This window comes from Anaerocolumna sp. MB42-C2, from assembly GCF_030913705.1.
GTDB lineage: Bacteria > Bacillota > Clostridia > Lachnospirales > Lachnospiraceae > Anaerocolumna.
Window position 1 is genome coordinate 5,259,141 of sequence record NZ_CP133190.1, and the last position, 20,044, is coordinate 5,279,184.

The following is a 20,044-nucleotide window of genomic DNA, read 5'->3' on the forward strand; positions in this document are numbered from 1 at the left end:
TATCCCGGCGGCATCCCCATTCAATTAAATAAGAATGCGTGGTGTAAATAATGAATAATGAATATATTTTAGAATTGCAAAATATCAGAAAAGAATATCCCGGTGTAGTTGCGCTAAAAGATGTCTCCTTACAGGTAAAAAAAGGTGAGATTCTTGCATTGATTGGGGAAAATGGCGCCGGAAAATCCACGTTGATCAAAACTTGTTCAGGTGCCGTTATCCCAACCTCCGGTAAAATAATTATTGAGGGTAAAGAATTTACCCATATGTCACCCCAGCTTGCTGCAGAAAACGGAATAGCGATTATATATCAGGAATTTAATAATGTAAAAGGACTTTCCGCTGCTGAAAATCTGTTCCTGGGTAATCCCATCCGCAAAGGCATCATTGTTGATAAAAAGGCGATGGAGAAAGAGGCTGAGAAAGCATTTGCACAATTAAATATTAAAATCAATCCAAAGACTTTGATTGGTGATCTTACTGTAGGTTACCAGCAGATGGTTGAGATTGCCAAAGCTATTTTACAGGACGCGAAAGTGTTGATTATGGATGAACCTTCTGCACCGCTTACCAATGCTGAAGTAGAAAGTATGTTTAAGGTATGTGAATTATTAAAATCAAAGGGTGTATCCATAATCTACATATCCCATAGACTGGAAGAAATATACAGGCTGTCTGACCGGATTGTAGTATTACGTGATGGTGAATATATAAAAACACTGATAACAAAAGATTCTCATGTTGATGAATTGATTCATCTCATGGTAGGACGTGATCTGAATGAGACCTATCCTCCGAGGGAGACAGACAAAAGAAAAGAAGAAGTTATTCTGGATTTACAAAATGTAAGCGGTAACGGAGATAAGAATATTAATTTACAGATAAGAAAAGGTGAAATTCTTGGGCTGGGAGGTTTAGTAGGTGCCGGCCGTACAGAGCTTGTACAAATGATTTTCGGTGCAGTGAAAAAGACGGAGGGAAAGATTATATTTAAAGGAAAAGAAATCAATCCAAAGTCTCCCAGGGAGGCAATTGACCTTGGCATCGCTCTTGTACCGGAAGACCGTAAACGTCATGGCGCTTTATTAGGTGTATCCATAAAAAACAATATAAATATGCCAATATACAAGAAAATATCCAAAATGTCGGTAATTAATCATAAAGCTGAGTTAGATAATGCTAAAAAATATGAACACGAATTATTAATTAAAACACCAACACTAAATCAATTAGTTAAAAATTTAAGTGGTGGCAATCAGCAGAAAGTGATTATCGGAAAATGGCTTGCCGCAAACTCGGAATTAATTATTTTTGATGAACCAACTCGAGGAATTGACGTAGGTGCCAAATCTGAAATCTATAAGCTGATGAACGAAGTAATAGCAAATGGAAAAACCATATTATTAATTTCATCAGAAATGGAAGAATTAATGGGAATGTCGGATCGAATCATAGTTTTGGCGGAAGGACGAGTTACCGGTGAATTAAGCAAAGAAGAATTTGATCAGCAAACGATAATGAAAATGGCATCTGCCGTTAAGTAGATTGAGGTTGAAAGAAAATTTGAATACAGAAAGGATGCCACGATAGGCTTCTTTCAACCTGTGAAACTCGTTTCACATTATATTGTGGCAGTATCGCAAGCCTGCTTGCGGTATGCAAGGGTGTAAATATGAAAAGCACAATTCTTAATATAGTGAAGGAAAAGGCAATCTGGATCGTATTTTTTATCCTGTTTATTGCATTTTCACTTTCCAACCATAGATTTATTTCATCAAGTAATTTATTTACCATCGCTCGCCAGGTATCCATGTTAGGGATTGCTTCCATCGGTATGACATTTGTTATATTAATTGCCGGAATTGATCTTTCCATCGGTTCCATCATTACACTGGTTAATATCGTAGCCGCCTACTTAATGGTAAAGATGGGTTTTGGAATGGTAACTGCCGTTATCCTGGCACTGATCATGTCAGCATTAGTCGGTGTACTAAACGGTTTTCTTATCTCATCCATCGGAATACCCGCAATTATTGCAACGTTTGCTACCCAGATCGTATTTGAGGGTGCATCTTACCTCATCTGCGGGGGAACACCGGTTTATGGATTTGACGAAAGATTTAAAGTAATAGGACAGGGTTATATTGGGCCGGTACCGGTACCTGTCATTATCATGATTGTTTGTTTTGCGATTGGATCATTTATTTTAAACAAAAGCTATTTCGGCCGTTATTTTTACGCAGTCGGCGGCAATGAAGAAGCTTCTAAGCTTTCCGGTATCCGGGTAGGTCATACGAAATATTTGGTTTATGCATTATCCGGTTTATTTGCCGGTTTAGCCGGTATTGTAATGTTATCCCGTACAAATTCTGCACAGCCTACCGCAGGTATGGGATATGAATTTGATGTCATTACCTGTGTTGTGTTAGGAGGCGTCTCCATATCCGGTGGTTTTGGCAAGATGTCTAATGTAGTTGCCGGCGTTTTAATTATCGGTATCTTAACCAATGGTATGGTTCTTCTGAACGTAAGTACTTATATGCAGATGATCGTAAAAGGTATCGTCCTTGTATTGGCCGTAGGATTTGACAGTTTACAGAAGAAACGGGCACTTACCTGATAAGATATTTAAAGGACATAATATAGAATTTGCGTTTGAGACTCGAGGTATTATATTATAATAGATCAAATTATAAGAATACACATGGGAAATTATGTAACAAAATGTTATGCTATAACAATTAGGTAATTATAAAACGAAAAGTAAAAGGAGAACAAACTTATGGGAATAATGGAAAGAATGCGTTTAGATGGTAAAGTAGCATTTGTAACAGGCGGAGCAAGAGGAATCGGCAAAGCAATTGCAACAGCGATTGCAGAAGCAGGAAGTCATGTGGCAATTGTCGATGTAGACATTGATGAAGCGGTTAAAACAGCAAAAGAGATTGCACGTTCAACAGGAGTAAAAACAATTGCAATTAAAACAGATGTAACGAACCAGGCCGATGTGGATCACATGATAGAGGTTATAATGAAGGAGTATGGCAAATTGGATGTAGCATTCTGTAATGCCGGTATCTGTATGAATATTCCTGCGGATGAGATGACTCTTGAGCAATTTAAAAAGGTAATAGATATCAACTTGACCGGTGTATTTTTAACATCACAGGCTGCGGCTAAAGTAATGTTAAAGCAAGGCAAAGGATCTATTATTAATACTGCGTCCATGTCAGGTCATATTGTTAATGTACCTCAGCCTCAATGTTCCTACAATGCTTCAAAAGCAGGTGTTATACAGTTGACTAAATCCATGGCAATAGAATTTGCTAAACGAGGAGTCAGAGTCAACAGCATCAGTCCCGGATACATCGGAACAGAGCTTACGCTCAACTCCCCTAATCTAAGACCTTTAATTGAAAAATGGAACGATATGGCACCTCTTGGCAGAATGGGCCGCCCGGATGAACTTCAGGCAATCGCAGTTTATTTGGCAGGTGACACCAGCGACTTTACAACCGGATCTGACTTTATTATTGACGGAGCTTTTACCTGTTTCTAAAAATGATACGTATTTGCTATTGCGAAACTATTTACTTTCTCGAATATACCGCACAATTAATACGTATTTCATAGCTTCAGTGGCCGTTAGGGCTGATCTTGTTTCGCAATACCTTAAGATACAGATATTATAAAGGAGGATCTTGATGAAAAAATATACTATCGGTATCGATTATGGTACCTTATCCGGGCGGGTTGTATTGGTGGATGTTGAAAACGGAGAAGAAATTTGCTTTTCCGTATCAGAATATAAGCACGGAGTCATAGACGAATATTTACCGGGGGCTGCAAAACGTCTGGCTCCCGAGACGGCATTACAACATCCGGAGGATTATCTGAATGTGTTAAGAACAGCAGTACCTGAAGTTCTTAAGATGGGTAATGTCACCAAAGAGCAGGTAATCGGAATCGGTGTTGATTTTACTTCCTGCACCGTACTTCCGGTGGACAAAAACGGAACACCGTTATGCTTTTTGGACGAATATAAAAACAGGCCCCATGCCTATGTCAAACTATGGAAACATCATGCTGCCCAAGGACAGGCTGACCGGTTTAATGAAGTTGCCAATGAAAGAAAAGAAAAATTTATGGGCAGGTATGGTGACAGAATGTCTTCCGAGTGGGTGGTACCAAAAGCAATGCAAATACTTAAGGAAGATGAAGAAATCTATCAGGTTATGGACCGTTTCATAGAAGCAGGAGACTGGATTGTATGGATGCTGACCGGAGCAGAAAAGCGCAGCTTATGCCAGGCGGGATATAAAGCGGTATGGTCTAAGAAAGACGGATATCCCGATCAGGATTTCTTTAGAGCACTGGATCCCAGAATGGCAAACTTCGTGGAGGAAAAATTAAGTAAGGAGATCTATGCAACAACAGACTGTGCAGGGTATCTAGATAAAAATGGAGCGGAATTAACCGGTCTTTTAGAAGGAACACCTGTGGCAGTAGCCAATATCGATGCCCATGTTGCCTTACCTGCCGTTAGAATTACGGAACCCGGTAAAATGCTCATGATAATGGGTACCAGTACCTGTCATATTATGATGAGTAAGGAAGAGCATTTTATTCCAGGAGTCGGTGGTGTAGTAGAAGATGGCGTGGTTCCCGGTTATTACGCTTATGAAGCGGGTCAGGCCTGTGTCGGTGACCACTTTGACTGGTTTGTTAAAAACTGTGTGCCGGGTGATTACGAGAAAGAAGCTGCAGATAGAGGCATTGGTATACATGAGCTTCTTGTGGAAAAGGTAAAAGACCAGATTCCCGGAGAAAGCGGACTTATTGCATTAGACTGGTGGAACGGAAACCGCAGCATTTTAACAGATGCGGATTTAAGCGGAATGCTGTTAGGAGCAACCTTGCATACCAAACCGGAAGAAATTTACCGTGCATTGATTGAAGCAACCGCTTTTGGTACAAGAATTATTATAGAAGCTTTTGAAGAAGGCAGCGTACCTATTGATGAGCTATATGCTGCCGGAGGAATCGCACAGAAAAATGAGATGATGATGCAGATTTATGCGGATGTGACCAATAAGGAGATCCGTATCTCCTCCTCAAAACAGGCACCTGCACTTGGAGCTGCATTGTTTGGAGCTGTGGCAGCCGGTGCAAAAAGAGGTGGGTATGATACCATAGAGGCAGCATCCCAACATATGTCCAGACTGCAGGATAAGGTTTACACACCGGATGCCGATCGTGTAAAAAGATATGACAGGTTATTTCAGGAATATAAGATTTTGCATGATTATTTCGGCAAAGGTGAAAATGATGTAATGAAACGGCTTAAACTGATTAAAAGTGATGTTATGAGAGTAATGTGAGGAAAGATAACGTCTCATATAGGGGCTGTTTAAGAGATAAAAAGTTAAAGTAGATATACTTAGAAGTTTAATACTCCTTTGGGATGCTCCATTCAGATTGGGCATCCCAATTTTAAAAGTAATACCTGTAAATGTTTATGATTTACAAAAGATATGATATAATGGACATACTATAATTTCAAAGGTAATTCTCCCCTCGAACCAGGTGTAAGTATGGTATTATATGGGTTCAAGGCTATTACTGCAGTTGGAGAGTGCGTACGTAAAATAGAAAGCCGTTAGTGGAAGGGGATAAAATGCAGCGCAGTAAGATACTGATATGTGTACTATTATGTTTAACCTTTATTTCATCCTGTACCGGGCTGAATACCGGCAGTAAGGTTCTTCACAAGGATACTGCTGTCAGTGAAAAACCTATTGTAATAGCATTTGCCCATAAGAGTCTTAATTCCTATTTTTATACTATTATGAATGAAGCGGTTAAGAAAGCGGTTGAAGAAAGAGGCTGGGTTTTTGAAAGCTCTGTTGCCGATTATGATCCCTTGAGACAAAACCAACAGATTATAAATTTTATTAAACAGTCCCCGAATGCGATTATTACTACTGCAATTGACAGTATATCCATAGAAGAAGTGATACACAGGGGTAACGATGCCGGCATACCCATGTGTACCATAGATACCAATGCGGTTGGAGGAAAATTGGCGATTGATGTCAGCTTTGATAATTTTAAAGCCGGACAAATGGCTGCAAGGTCCATTGTTGAACAACTGATCAAAAAGTACGGAGAGGCCAAAGGAACTGTTTTTAATGCGTATGGTGAATTAAGCAGTAATGCCTGGCGGCTGCGCAAAGAGGGCTTTGAGTCCGTAATTGATCAGTATCCCGGTATAACCTACCTGCCAAGAGCAACGGAGGGAAGACCGGAACTCGTTAAGGAAGAACTGTTAAAAGCTTTTAAAGCAGGAGTTCAGATAGATGCGGTTCATGCTTCCAGTGAGCATCCGGGAAGAGGGCTGGTGGAAGCACTGGAAGAATCCAACCACTTTGTCCCCTTTTGGGAGGAGGGGCATATTATTCTTGTAACAATTGATGCAGAACCCTATTTTGTGGATCTCATTAATAAAGGCTATGCCGATTGTGCAGTTGCGCAGGATGTGATAGCTTACGGCAATATAACGGTAGATCTGCTGGCAAATTATGTATTGGCCGGTAAGCCGATTCCGGAGGGCAAATATTACAGTAAAGACACTTATTGGCAGGTCTGTGATATCAGTATTACAGATAATCAGGCTAAAGTAACGATTCCACCGTATATCATTAATGCGGATAACAGCAATGATAAGAAGCATTGGGCATACATTGCGGAAAAATTATGGGGTTTTCAATACAGTAAATAATAGAACAAAATAAAGAATAAAATAATGAGAAAAATAGAAATCATAAATAGTTTCTCGGGAATGAGGCAGTACAGCCGGCAGCAAGCTGTCTGCAATAGGAGTAGAATGATTAACGGATATCTAGCAAAGATAAAAGAATTAAGTCTGAATAAACTCTACAAGTATAGTATATACAGGCGCCTGATCTGGTGTTTTATATGCGTGTTTGTTTTCCCCATACTTTTAATTGGCGGTTACAATGCTGTGTATTCTTTTTCTAATAATGAGTCTGATGCAAAGGCATTCCTGAAAGAGTCTTCCGCTCAGATTGCCAATAATATATCTTATTATATGTTTTCTCATATGAATTTATTGGAAGAGGTTGCAACAAATCCTGAGATTATTAATGATCTTATGATATACAAACATGTGGACTGGAACAAAAAAAGTGATATTGAAAATCATATTAGGTTGGTTCTCGGCAGTACTTTTGGGGCAAGCGGTGCGATCAATGCCTGTGAGATGATATCTATTAACAATTCTTATTTCTATTACCCATCACCGGTGACAAACGGTAATTTTGCTACCAGTAAGTTATTGTCCGAAGAGGCAAGGCGGGTGCTTATGACGGTAAGTTCCAAGGAAGTTCCCAGCGACCGTAACAGTTACGTTATTTTAACGAGAGGGATATTCAGCAGTGATGATATCTGCGTGGGAAATATTGTTGCAGCTTTGGATTTGTCGTATTTCAACAAGGTTTGTTATGAAAATGTCACGAATCTTTTAAACGAAGTAATGATTATTGATGAGAACAATATTATTATCAGTGCCTCCAATGAAGAACAGGTAGGGTCAACTTTTAACGGAGATAAAATGCTCTCCATATCCATTTCCAAGTCTATTTCCAATACAAATCTGACCGTAGTGAACCACATAGCTCTGCAAACACTGCTAAAGTCAGCTTTTACCCAGTTTGCAATTACGTTATTTACTGCAGTTTTGCTTGCTGTATTGGCTCTGGTTTTTGCTATATTATTTGCTAAGAGTATAACCGGCCCCATTAACCGTTTAATGGAAGAAATGCAAAAAACAAAAGTAGAGAAATTCGTTGAAGATGATGGGGATGATGAATATCATACCGTTATAGAGGGCTTTAATAAAATGAGCGGTAATCTTGTGGAAGCCATTAAACGGCAGTATACCATAAAATTACAGGAAACAAAATTAAGGGAACTGAGAAAAGAAGCTGAGCTTTCTGCACTCCAGCAGCAGATAAACCCTCATTTTCTATATAATACACTGGAATCCATCTATTGGAACTGCCAGTTGGAAGGGGACGAGGAAATCAGTGAAATTGTCAATGCACTTGGTAATTATTTAAGAGTAATCATTGTAAAAGGAAGGGAGTATGTCACGATTGAAAATGAGGTTGATAGTGTTAATAATTATATATTTTTACAAAATAAGCGCTTTGGTAACCGAATTCTTAATAGCTGGGACGTATCTTTGTCCCTGCGGTATACGAAAATCATTAAACTGGCTATACATCCGATTGTTGAAGATGTTATTTCTACCAATTTGGATGACATCGAAAGCCAGATTAATATAAATATATCCATTACAGCAGAGGCTGATACAATCAGAGTGGTTATGACCGGAGAGGCGGTGGAATATTTCTTAAGTTTATCAGATAATACTGACCTGGACCAAAGAGGCATCAACAGTGTGGATGAAAGGCTGACACTTTATTACGGAGATGCTTTCGGTGTTGTTCTTGATAAAAAGAGCAGACAGATCAGAGTAGCAATGCCGGTATATAAAGACAACGGAAGCGAAGGTAAAAAGTGATATGGATCGATTTGTTAAAGTCTTAAGGAAAATTTCTATACGCAGGCGCCTGGCTTATGCCTTTCTTATTCTTTGTGTTGTTCCGATTTCTGTCATGATAATTATCAGTGCGATAGTGGAATTCCTGTATTCTAACGGCAATCTGAAAAGCAATTATGAAAACTTTGCTTATGAATCAAATATCAGGGTTAATGACATGTTTGAACAGTTGGAGCTGAAATTTAAATACCTGAAGGAGAATAATGATATCTTAACTGACTTGTATTTGTATACAACGTCACCGAAATATCAGACGGAGGGGGTAACCGACCGGATCGAGAATACCATAGCAAGTATTATGTCTACCCAAGGTGAGATAGACTATACCTCCATTTTTTTCGAGGATGGCACGTCATTCTTATATAAAAAAAATCCGATTGATATGGATAAAATCAGAAGCCGGTTAAAAGAAGGACTGGAATGGTATTATCTTAATTATGACAGAAAAAATGTATTGTGCCGTACTGAAGATGTTGAAATCGATTATACAAGCGGGCTTAAAGCAAGATATGTTGTGATGATTAATCCCACGGAGATTGAATCGATATTAAACAATGCCGTAGGATCATCCAAACAAAAGATAGCAATTACTGACAGAAAAGGCAAAATCGTTGTAGGTTCACAGTTTGGAAAATCAGATTTGGTATATGAGGTAATAGCACCGATTTCGGATACCGGGCTTTATGTAGTAAATACTTTTACCGGTAAGAAATATGATCTGCATGGGCTGATTACAACAATTCTACTCTTTTTGCTGGTACTGATAACGTCCGGTGCCGTCATTTATTTGGTAAATGAAAGTATTAAGATCCCTTTGAATCGGCTGCTTGGCCGAATAGAGCAGATTAATGAAGAAGATGTGTTTGTTTTGAAAGAGGAAGGAATTAATACGGAATCCAAGGACGAGCATGAGATTTTAAATGACGTATTTACCTCCATGCTTAATCGGTTAAATGAAGTGTTGGAAGAGACTTATATCACAAAGATTAATGAAACGGAACTCAGAACAAGAATAAAGGAGCTTGAATTAGTGGCTTTGCAGCAGAGAATCAATCCCCATTTCTTATATAATTTACTGGACAATGTATTCTGGATGGCACAAATGAAAAACTATGAGGAAATTGGCGAAATGGTATCAGCTCTCGGGGAGTTTTTTAAGACCAGTGTATCAGAAAAAGGTGCATTCGTTACCATCAATACTGAGATTGAAAATGTGAAAAGTTATGTGTGCCTTCAAAAAATCATGCATAAGGATCAGTTTATCGAGGAGTGGGACATAGATCCTAGAATTAAACATTATAAAACGGTTAAGCTTGTTCTTCAGCCTATTATTGAAAATTGTATCGTTCACGGTTTTGAAGGAATGGAGAGAGGCGGTATTATTCGCATTACCGGAAAAAAGGAAGCAGATACCATTGTTTTTGAGATCGAGGATAACGGCAAAGGTATGGAAAATGATGTTTGTGAAAAAATAAGGAAAAAGATGAACAGCACTATTCTGGGAATTGGGGATAGTATCGGTATGAGAAATGTGAATCAGAGGATAAAGATATACTTTGGCGAACCTTATGGTATAAATATTAAATCCCAAATAAACGAAGGTACTACAGTGAGTCTGTGTATCCCGATTAAGGAGTAATCTATGTATAGATTGATGGTCGTAGAAGATGAAGATATGATACGTAAAGGTATAGTAAACAGCATTCCCTGGCAGTCTTTAGGATTCATAGTCGTCGCAGAAAGTCCAAACGGGAAAGATGCCTTGGAGCAACTTAAGAAAAATTCGGTGGAAGTTTTGCTGACAGATATCAAGATGCCTATTATGGGGGGAACGGAACTGTCAAAAAAAGCAAGAGAGTTATATCCGGATATTGAGATTATTATTTTAAGCGGATTCGCAGATTTCGAATATGCACGTCAGGCAATCGGTTTCAGGGCTTTTGATTATCTGCTAAAACCCACCAATAAGAAAAAGCTTCTGGATGCTTTTACTGCATTAAAGGAAAATATGGATCAAAAGAGGGAGTTAAAGGAAGAAATATTTTACAGCAACCTGTATATCAGTGCTGGTTATGAAACTATGAGAAATGAATTTCTCCAGTCCCTGTTAGAGGGTGATACCAGTCTCTTTAATGGGTTCGATGAGAAAACAACTTCTTTGGAATTGGATTTTACAGGACATTATTTTACAGCAGCCACGATAAAGCTTGATAGAAACAGTATTTTTAAAGAATTGGAATCGTCCTGGGCGACAGACAAACGGCTGCTTACTTTCTCCTATAGAAATATTTTAAAAGAGGAATTAAGTAATGTAGATAATGCTTATTATATTGTAAAAGATTATGACACCATTGATTTTGTATTCTGTTTTTCTTCACCGGAGAAACAAAATGCACAGATGATTCCATGCCTGGAAAGTATCAGTGAGAATATTCAAAACTGCCTCTTTAAGCATGTTACAGTGCCGTATACCATAGGAATCGGATTAAGTTATCCCTCCATTCATCATATTGCAAAATCATATAGTCAGGCAAAACGGTCGATTCAGAATAATTTTTATTTTGGAGACAAAAAAGTACAGGTCTACCAGGATAATAATGATTCAAAGTATGAGCAGAATTTCATTCGGTTTTATCCGGAAGAGATGGAGCATGTTGCTGTTTCAATCAGCAACGGAAATTATTTCGATACGAAAAAGTATCTGACCTCAATTTTCCGGGTGCTTATGGAGCAGAATCTGCTTCCGGAAATTGTTAAAAACTACTGTATTGCCCTGAAATTGATGGTTCAATCCAAGATTACAAACAGTTATGAAGTGATGGAGAAAATCATTGGTGAGGAGTATAATGATTTCGTGAAAGAAGCCTTAAATGTCAAAGAACTTGAAACCTATATCGTAAGTGTTATGGTGTCACTTGCGAAAGAGATTGATGAAACGATTGATCCCCTTGAAATCAAAGAGCAGCATAAGGTAATTGATAAAGCGAAGGCATATATTGCTGCGCACTTAAGTGAAAAAATCACCTTAAAGATGATCAGTGAATATGTTTATTTGTCGGAAACCTATTTCAGCTTTCTGTTTAAGAAAATTATGGGAATCACATATATTGATTATATCCAGAACCTTCGTATGCAGGAAGCAAAAAGATTATTGGTTAATACAAATTATAAAGTTTATAAAGTAGCTGAATTGATCGGTTACAGCGATTATAAGTATTTTTCCGTCCAATTTAAAAAATATGTTGCGCTTACACCAAAGGAATATCGGAATCAGGGAAGACTGGAAGTGAAATGATAATAGTTGGATTTATTTGCAGACAGCTCCGGTGATACAAAAGTTTAGATGTTAAACTATGTAAAATATAGTAAGAAATTAGTATGTTTTTTAAAGCATTAGTATAATTCTAGAATATTTTTGCCGCCATGAATGCCTTATACTGATATAAAATAAAGCATTATCATTTAATGGAGGTTATACGAATGAAAAAACTTACCAGGAATTTGAGCTTGCTGCAAAAAATGGTTACTATCATATTGACTGTCGTAATAGTACCAATACTAATCATCGGAATTATCGCTACCAATATATCGAAAAATGCTCTAAGGGATCAGTCGGATAAATCTAGAACAGCAATTGCTTCTCAGATTGCCGGTATGATCGACCAGGAGATGGAGCGCATTAATCAAATGTTTTTACAGGTTGCAACCGGTACGGCTTTTCAGGAAGTGGTCAAAAATTTAGAACTGAAAAAAGGGATCAGCGAAAAGGAAAAGGCGGAATGGAATTTAAACCGAATGAAATATCTTAAGGTTCTTGATAAAGATATGCAAAGTATGACCATCTCCAATAGATACATCAGAAGTATGTCGTTAATGTTTGTAACAGGAGATATTATAGGACCATCTAAAAAACTACCGGAGGGAATAGATGATGTCCGTAAAACAAAAGGATATCAAAAGCTGATTGACAGTCAGGATATGGTTTGGCTGAGTGCAGCTGATGCGGATATGTCTGCCGGTAATCCCTATCTGACCGTAGGAAAATTCATTAAAAGTTTTAATTATTCAGATACAGAACCGGTTGCGGCGGTTATGATTGAATTAAATTATGATACTTTCAGGTCCCTGTTGTCCGAAATAAAAATCGGTGAAAAAGACCATTCATATCTTATCGCTGCTAACGGCGGATTGATTTCCTCACAGCCCTATGAACAGTTGGAACAGATCAAAAAAGAGCCTGTGTTTGCTGAAGTTACTGAAAGAGCAGGTAAAACCGAGGCAGATAGCTTTACGATGGGTGTGAACGGCATACGTTCCATTGTAACTTACAACACATGTGATAAATCCGGTTTTATTTATGTAATGGTTCTTCCGGAGGCAGAAGTATTAAAAGGTTCAGATGCGATAAGAAATTCTATTATGCTGGTAGGAGTTCTTTTTTCTGTCCTGGCAGTTTTCGGAGGGTTATATTTTTCACTTCATATGGCAAAAGACTTAAAAGCAGTAGAAAAAACAATGTTTATCTCAGCACAGGGAGATCTGACGGTAACAGCACATACGAAGCGTACTGATGAGATCGGTAAAGTTGCCGACTCTTTTAATGCAATGGTAAAAAATATTAGAATGCTTCTTACACAAAGCAAGGAGGTATCCGGGGAGGTAAGCGAAACAGCCGAAGCACTGCTAAGAATATCGGATTCGTCTTCCCGTACTGCAAAAGAGATCTCCGATGCAATTAATGATGTGGCGGAGGGAGCCGGTCAGCAAAGCGAAGAAGTTGATAGGAGTGTTGGAATCTTCCGGGGTCTAGCTGAAGAAATCAAAAATGCTGCGGTCAGCACCAGTGTTATGGTATCCGGAGCAAGGGATGTGAAGAATTATACGACTTCGGGCATACAAACAGCAAAAGTTCTTGATAAAAAAGCATTGGAAGTAATATCTATTACTGCGGAAGTTGTGGAACAGATATCAGAATTGGGTAAAAGTATAGCAATTATCGGAGAGTTTACTAAAATTCTGAATGAAATTTCAGAGCAGACCAAATTATTGTCTCTGAATGCATCCATTGAAGCAGCAAGAGCAGGAGAGTTTGGCAAAGGATTTACGGTTGTAGCTGAAGAAATCCGAAGATTAGCCGACCAGTCAGGGCAGCATACTAAGGAAATCGAAACGCTTGCCGGTAAGATTCTATCCCAGACAAAAGATTCCACCGAATTTGTTTTAAAGGCCAATGAGGTGATTAAAGAGCAGGCGGAATCAGCAAAGGATTCGGCAGAGTATTTTAGTAAGATCGACGAAGCGATGACAGAATTACTTGAAAATATTAACAGAATCAGCAGTACGATACATAAGATTGATGGGGATAAGGAGGTTGTGCTTAACTGCATCAATAATATTGCAGCGGTTTCCGAAGTGGCGGCCGCATCATCACAAGAAGTTTCGGCTTCCACTCAGGAACAATTAAACTCTTTGGAGGGACTGACTAATATGGCGGTTACGCTGAATCATTACTCCAAGAGCCTGGAAGAAACATTAAAACTTTTTAAAGTGTAAATTAAATTATAACCCTCGTTCTCTGCTATCAAATAACAGACCGAGGGTTTTTAAATTTTAAATCACTGAATTGATGAAATCTGTTTTGTCAGGCGCAGATACCTTTTCAGTTCTTTATTCCAGGCTTTGTATAATTTTTCCTTACGGTGGTCGGTTAAGTTCATATGTTGGGATAAATAAGTTCCCATATAGCCGGATACCTTTTTTGCACCGTAGAAATTTAAATGATTTCCCCTGTCGCGGGTATCTTTATACCAGTCTATACCTAATATATCGTTCTTCAGATTCAGGTCAATATAAAGTAAATGATTCTTTTGTGCAAAGGCAGTTATAGAATTGTGTTTCTCATAGGTCCAGCACAAAGGAGAGGGCGTACTGTATAAAATTAATTGAATTTTTTTTGATTTACATAATTCGACTATTTTGTTCAAAAAAAATAATGGCATATCGTCAATTTTTTTAAAAGCAGTAGTCTTATTAACATAAGGACCATTCGTATAAGGTTTCACAGCAACATTATAATAAAAGCCTTTAAATACCTTAGTAATTCTTTTGGGTTTGTGTCCGATGTCTTTTAACATACCGAGATTAATGTATTTCCAGCTGTTGTGGTATTTATAAATGGGAAAGGCTTTTTTTGCAGCTTCGTCAACCACATCCTGAAACGCATTCGTATACTTAAAATTACGGTAAAGCGCATTTGTTTCCAGTAATACTATTTTTGGTGATTGCTTTTGAAGTAATTTATCCAGCATATAATAGGTGTCCAGCAGTTTCTGCCCCGGAACTCCGCAATTATAGCCGGCGTAACCATGATTTTTCCAGATTTCCATAGGGGAAATACTGGTACTGCTTTCACTGTCACCGATTATTACGTAGTCAAACGTATTATCAGGCGCACTATAATATCCTTTCAATTTTTTATAAAATCCGCCCTCTGAACTATTAGGTGGTACCATTAAATAGGATATAACAAACAATATAATGAGTAATACGGATAGAAATATAATTGGTTTTATAATATTTTTAGAGTGCATAATTGTACCTCTTAAAATCCTGCATAGATTAGTTTGGCCGGTATGTAGCCATCACCGTAAGCACCCAGAATAATAACAAGTAATATAGCTGAGTAAAGAAAGCTCCAGCGGACAATAATATTCCAACCTGCAATCTTCTCACGAATTGAAATTCCATGTTCATGTATAATACCGACTGTCAACACGGCGATAAATCCCAATAGTACAGCTGCAAAATCTTCCTGGGATAAGCCTAATTTCAGTAAGGTTCCATCTGTTAGGGTATTCCAGCTGAATCCGGTGAAAATAGATTGGAACATAGATATTCCTGTTTTTAAAGAATCAGCTCTAAAAAAAAGTTCCCCGGTAAAGATAATAGGCAAAATCTTAATTGTTTGAAAAATATGATAGTAAATACTATTTCGGTTAATCTTTAAAAATGTTGTAAACTCCTGTATCCAGGGTTCGAAAATATTACCCAGTAAAATCAAGATAAAGTAATACATGCCGAAAAATATATAATTCCAGCCGGTACCGTGCCAGAATCCGTTACATAACCACACACCAAATAAAGCAATCGAAGAAGAGATAATTTGTCCCATATGTTTGCCGAATTTCTCTCTTGAACTTTTACCAAGATTTTTTGCAAATTTGGTTAAGGATATAGGATAAAAGATATAGTCTTTTAACCAGGCACCGAGTGTGATATGCCAGCGTCTCCAGAATTCGGATGCGGTTTTGGAGAAGAAAGGCTGACGGAAATTTTCCGGAATAACAATTCCGAAGATCTCGCCGGTACCGATTGTGACATCAATACAACCTGAAAAATCCGAGTATAACTGAAAGGTATATAATACTGCGACCATTATAACAGTGATTCCGCTGTAATAATCAGGTCTGTCAAATACCGTTTCTACCAGCATGTTTAAACGGTCTGCTATAATAAGCTTCTTAAATAACCCCCAGAGTATCCTTTGCATACCAAAGGTAATATTTTTATATTCCAAAGGGCAACCCCGGTATAAAGCTTCCGATGTCTGAGAGTAACGGCAGATAGGTCCCTCTAAAAGGTTGGGAAAAAAGGACATATATAAAGCCAGTCTGCCTAAACGTCTGTCTGCTTCTATCTTCTGGTAATAAATATCAACCAGGTAGGATACAGCCTGCAAGGTGTAAAAGGATATACCGATAGGCAAGGCAAATTTAAAGGTGGGAAGCAGGAACGGAGAAGATAGCTTCTCCAGAACCTGATTTATGTTTCCACCCAAGAAAAAGGAATATTTTAAAATAATTAATATACCCAGCTGTAATCCTATTCCCAGCCATAATATCCTGCGTCTTTTTTGAGTATATCTCTGCTTTAAGACCTTTTTCTCTTCGGCCGAATATTCCGTTTTACTATATTCTTTTTTACAGGAAGAAAGCCATAGTCCAAGGTAATAAATCGAAAGGGTGGATAAGAGTAAATAGCCCAGGAGTTTTCCGCTTATGGAATAGAAAAAAAGGTAGCTGGCAAGCAGTAATATCTTCCAGCGGTGGCGTTGTGGAACAAGCTGGTAAACCAGCATAACTGCCGGTAAAAAAATTAAAAGATATAAAATGGAAGTATAACTCATCTCTATAGTTCCTCTAGTAAACGATTTACCATACGCCATATTGCCTGTGCTGAATTAAAGTTGACAGGAACTAAATCAACCGGTGTGATTTCAATTCCAAAGGTATCCTCTAACTCAGGAATGAGAGTAAGGATTGAAAAAGAATCCAGAAGACCGTCATCAATGAGTCTGGTTTCTGATTCGTAATTAATATTAGGATTAATTTCTTCTAAGATAGCTAATAATTTTTCCATGTTTTCATTTCCTCTTCTTCTTAAGTTTTTTTAACTATGAAAATAATTTAAATGATCCGTTAATATCATATTTCTTGCAATACGGAATTGATTTTGTTCCGAATATAAAAGCACTTGGGGTAATTCACGGCTCAAAAATAAAGATATGCCCTCAGTTACGGAATATGCACCGGTCTTCTCAAAGATTAAGGTATCACCTGTCTGAAGACTGGTAAAAGGATACTGCTTCACAAGTACATCATTAATGGTACATAACGAACCGCATACTGTCCATTCCCTGGTTTCACCACTTCGTTTATTCCAATGAATGAGGGGAGGTTTTTTCATTGCCAGCATTTGTCCATAATAGTTTACCTGGTGTATACCACCGTCAACGATACAGTAGGGTTGGTTTTTATTTATTTTGGTATCTACGATGCTTGTTACATAAGCCCCGCAGGGAGCGGCAATCGACCGGCCTAATTCCAATGCGATTTTACCGCCGAATGTAAGCTTTTTAATCAATTGCGATAAGCCGCCGAGTATAAGCTCTTCCTCGTCTGTTTCATCTTCAAAATAATAAACAGGAAGTCCGGGTCCATATTCTAACTTTTTAACGGTAAAATCATATTGCTTCTTTAAATCACAACAAAACTGATCAAGCATATTCAATTCATTTTCGTACTTATGGATAGATTTTTTCTGGGTGCCGGAAAAGAATTGAATGCCATCAATACTTATAAAGTTTTGATGTCTATTTTCTATAATCTGCCGTATCAGGGATTCATCCATACCAAATTGATTTCCTGATGTCAGGCGTAACAATACCCGGATTGTTATTTGCTGTTTTAAGGCATAATTTTCAATGAGCTGCCAGTGGGTTAAGGATTCGATGGTGTAAATGATCTGATTCCCATACTGATTCAGAGCATATTCAATGTCCGACTGATTCTTATATACTCCGGACATAACGACCTGATTCATATTAATTTGAGCCCTTTCGCAGATACGGAATTCTCCGGGGGAGCAAACTTCGTAAAAATCAACAAGATCCTGTAACTCTTTAATAATAAAAGGATTGGCTTTCATAGCGTAACACAATTCCACATCCGGACCTAGAGCGGTTCTTAGTTTATTGATTTGTACTGCTAATAAGTCCGTATTAAAAATATAAAAAGGAGTTTTGTATTGACTGATTGCCTGCTTTAATATACTTTCATTCATCAAAAGTTACCTCCGTAGATAGCCGATAATTTTTTCCTGTCAATTTTCCCGTTTTCAGTAACCGGTAATTCAGGTAAAGGAAAAAATACAGCAGGAATCATATAGGCAGGCAGGGATTCCATCATCTTGCTTTGCAGCTGTTTTTTCTCTATATTTCCCGAATAAAATGCTATGATCCGGTTCCTTGAGGTATCATAAAGGCAGGAAGACCTTAGGATACCGGGATAACTGTTAATAATTAATTCAATTTCTTCCAATTCAATGCGGTGTCCCATATGTTTAATTTGAAAATCTTTTCTTCCTGCAAAGCAAAGATCGCCGTCTTTATTATAAAAGGCAAGATCCCCTGTCCGGTAAATCAGCTCCATATAATGGGGATTCAACGGATTTTGTATAAATACTGATTTGGTCTGCTCTGAATTGTTATAATAACCTAAAGCCAGGGCTGTGCCGGATACGCAGAGTTCGCCGGTGGTGTCTTTGGCTGTAATCAGGTTGTTATGGTTGTCCAATAAAAATACTTTTTCATTGGGAAATGCTTTTCCTATTGGTATAAGTTCATTTATCTCAAACTCACGGTTGATACGGTAGTAGGTACAGTTACATGTGATTTCCGTAGGGCCGTACAAATTCACATAAAGAGCATCCGGCAGATAGTTTCTCCATATGTTAAGATGTTTGACCGGCATCGCCTCACCGCTGAATAAAATCTTATTCACAGTTGTTGGAACCCGATAGGTTAATCCTTTTAACTGCGTAATCATACATAATGCAGAAACCGCCCAAATCAGGGTGGTTATTCTGCGTTCACAAACAAAATCCAAAAGCTGCGCAGGGATTGAGAACAGCCTCTTGGGTATAATCACCATAGTCGCACCGACTTTTAGCGTTGAATAAATATCTTTAACGGATACATCAAAGTCAAATGGTGCCTGGTTACCGATAATATCCTCCTCGGTGATGTGGAACATAGAAGGAAAAAATTCCATAAAATCAATCACAGACCGGTGGCTTATTAAAACACCTTTGGGAATACCTGTGGAACCGGATGTAAAATTACAATAGAGAGGATCAATATCTTGTGACAGATCTCTGATATGCCGTAATTTTTCATCTTGTATTTCTGCACTCACCAATTCGTAATAATCAAGTCGTGTACCGGTAAAATCAACCTCATGGGGTATATGATCTATATCGCCCAAGGTGATGATATAATTAGCATTAGTAACTTCTAAAATTTGCCGGATTCGGTATACCGGCTGATCCGGATTAATTAAAATATAAAAACACCCGGCATACACAATTCCCATAAATGCGGTTAAGGCTTCGATGCTTTTATCCATAAATACAATAACCGGGTTTCCGGGTGATTCATAAGCTGCCAAAGAACTGCCTATACCTTTGGCATTATGTAATAATTCTTTATAAGAACAGATATTATTTATATCTTCCGCAACTGTTTTGTCCGGATATTTTTCAGCAGAAACTTCAAGATATTCCAAAATATTTTTCATAGCTGTATACTCCTTTAGTTCGTTCCTTCGTGAAAAATAATAAGTAATATTTTCCTCCTTTTATATAAATAAGATTATAACATTAATGGATTGAATGACAAATGAATTTTCTGTGAATTAAGAAAACTTAAGAAGCGTCAGGAAAATGTAAGAGGTGTAAAAAAAACTTAAGAAAAAAATAACATTTAACACAAAAACAAAAACTCTGCTTTGGCGCGGCAATCTCCGGTTTTTTGTGACAATGCACTCACAAAAACATGTC

General features: G+C 37.9%; 14 protein-coding genes. 9 read left to right on the forward strand and 5 right to left on the reverse strand.

What is annotated here, in order from left to right; all coding sequences use genetic code 11:
* Positions 1–50: 50 nt before the first annotated feature.
* The 9 genes from RBU59_RS23235 (at position 51) to RBU59_RS23275 (ending at position 14,200) form a co-directional block, all read left to right on the forward strand.
* On the forward strand, positions 51–1,544 hold the full coding sequence (locus tag RBU59_RS23235) for a sugar ABC transporter ATP-binding protein (RefSeq protein ID WP_308144852.1): 1,494 nt from the start codon (positions 51–53) through the stop codon (positions 1,542–1,544).
* A 128-nt stretch (positions 1,545–1,672) separates the two neighbouring features.
* On the forward strand, positions 1,673–2,620 hold the full coding sequence (locus RBU59_RS23240; RefSeq protein WP_308144853.1) for an ABC transporter permease: 948 nt from the start codon (positions 1,673–1,675) through the stop codon (positions 2,618–2,620).
* Positions 2,621–2,782: 162 nt separating this feature from the next.
* Positions 2,783–3,559 (forward strand): SDR family oxidoreductase, encoded by a 777-nt coding sequence (locus RBU59_RS23245; RefSeq protein ID WP_308144854.1) that lies wholly within the window; start codon positions 2,783–2,785, stop codon positions 3,557–3,559.
* Between the two features lie 145 nt (positions 3,560–3,704).
* Entirely contained in the window at positions 3,705–5,381 is a 1,677-nt protein-coding gene (locus RBU59_RS23250) for a ribulokinase (protein ID WP_308144855.1), read from the forward strand.
* A 296-nt stretch (positions 5,382–5,677) separates the two neighbouring features.
* Positions 5,678–6,781 carry a sugar ABC transporter substrate-binding protein gene (locus tag RBU59_RS23255; RefSeq protein WP_308144856.1) on the forward strand — a complete coding sequence of 368 codons (1,104 nt, stop codon included), beginning with the start codon at positions 5,678–5,680 and terminating at the stop codon, positions 6,779–6,781.
* A gap of 105 nt (positions 6,782–6,886) precedes the next feature.
* The gene (locus tag RBU59_RS23260) at positions 6,887–8,608 is read left to right on the forward strand and encodes a sensor histidine kinase (protein ID WP_308144857.1); all 1,722 of its coding nucleotides are present in this window, start codon (positions 6,887–6,889) and stop codon (positions 8,606–8,608) included.
* A gap of 1 nt (position 8,609) precedes the next feature.
* Complete coding sequence (locus RBU59_RS23265; protein WP_308144858.1) at positions 8,610–10,286, forward strand: sensor histidine kinase; 1,677 nt, start codon at positions 8,610–8,612, stop codon at positions 10,284–10,286.
* Between the two features lie 3 nt (positions 10,287–10,289).
* Positions 10,290–11,942 carry a response regulator transcription factor gene (locus tag RBU59_RS23270; RefSeq protein WP_308144859.1) on the forward strand — a complete coding sequence of 551 codons (1,653 nt, stop codon included), beginning with the start codon at positions 10,290–10,292 and terminating at the stop codon, positions 11,940–11,942.
* A 185-nt stretch (positions 11,943–12,127) separates the two neighbouring features.
* Positions 12,128–14,200, forward strand: coding sequence for a methyl-accepting chemotaxis protein (locus RBU59_RS23275; RefSeq protein WP_308144860.1), 2,073 nt, complete (start codon positions 12,128–12,130; stop codon positions 14,198–14,200).
* Positions 14,201–14,262: 62 nt separating this feature from the next.
* Here RBU59_RS23275 and RBU59_RS23280 read toward each other — a convergent pair whose 3' ends face one another.
* The 5 genes from RBU59_RS23280 to RBU59_RS23300 are packed head-to-tail and all read right to left on the reverse strand — an operon-like array spanning position 14,263 to position 19,782.
* Positions 14,263–15,237 (reverse strand): hypothetical protein, encoded by a 975-nt coding sequence (locus RBU59_RS23280; RefSeq protein ID WP_308144861.1) that lies wholly within the window; start codon positions 15,235–15,237, stop codon positions 14,263–14,265.
* An 11-nt stretch (positions 15,238–15,248) separates the two neighbouring features.
* Entirely contained in the window at positions 15,249–16,832 is a 1,584-nt protein-coding gene (locus tag RBU59_RS23285) for an MBOAT family O-acyltransferase (protein WP_308144862.1), read from the reverse strand.
* A gap of 2 nt (positions 16,833–16,834) precedes the next feature.
* Positions 16,835–17,065, reverse strand: coding sequence for an acyl carrier protein (locus tag RBU59_RS23290; RefSeq protein WP_308144863.1), 231 nt, complete (start codon positions 17,063–17,065; stop codon positions 16,835–16,837).
* A gap of 30 nt (positions 17,066–17,095) precedes the next feature.
* Positions 17,096–18,268 (reverse strand): diaminopimelate decarboxylase family protein, encoded by a 1,173-nt coding sequence (locus tag RBU59_RS23295; protein WP_308144864.1) that lies wholly within the window; start codon positions 18,266–18,268, stop codon positions 17,096–17,098.
* Positions 18,268–19,782 (reverse strand): amino acid adenylation domain-containing protein, encoded by a 1,515-nt coding sequence (locus RBU59_RS23300; RefSeq protein WP_308144865.1) that lies wholly within the window; start codon positions 19,780–19,782, stop codon positions 18,268–18,270. Before RBU59_RS23300 ends, RBU59_RS23295 begins: the two co-directional genes overlap by 1 nt.
* Positions 19,783–20,044 lie beyond the last annotated feature (262 nt).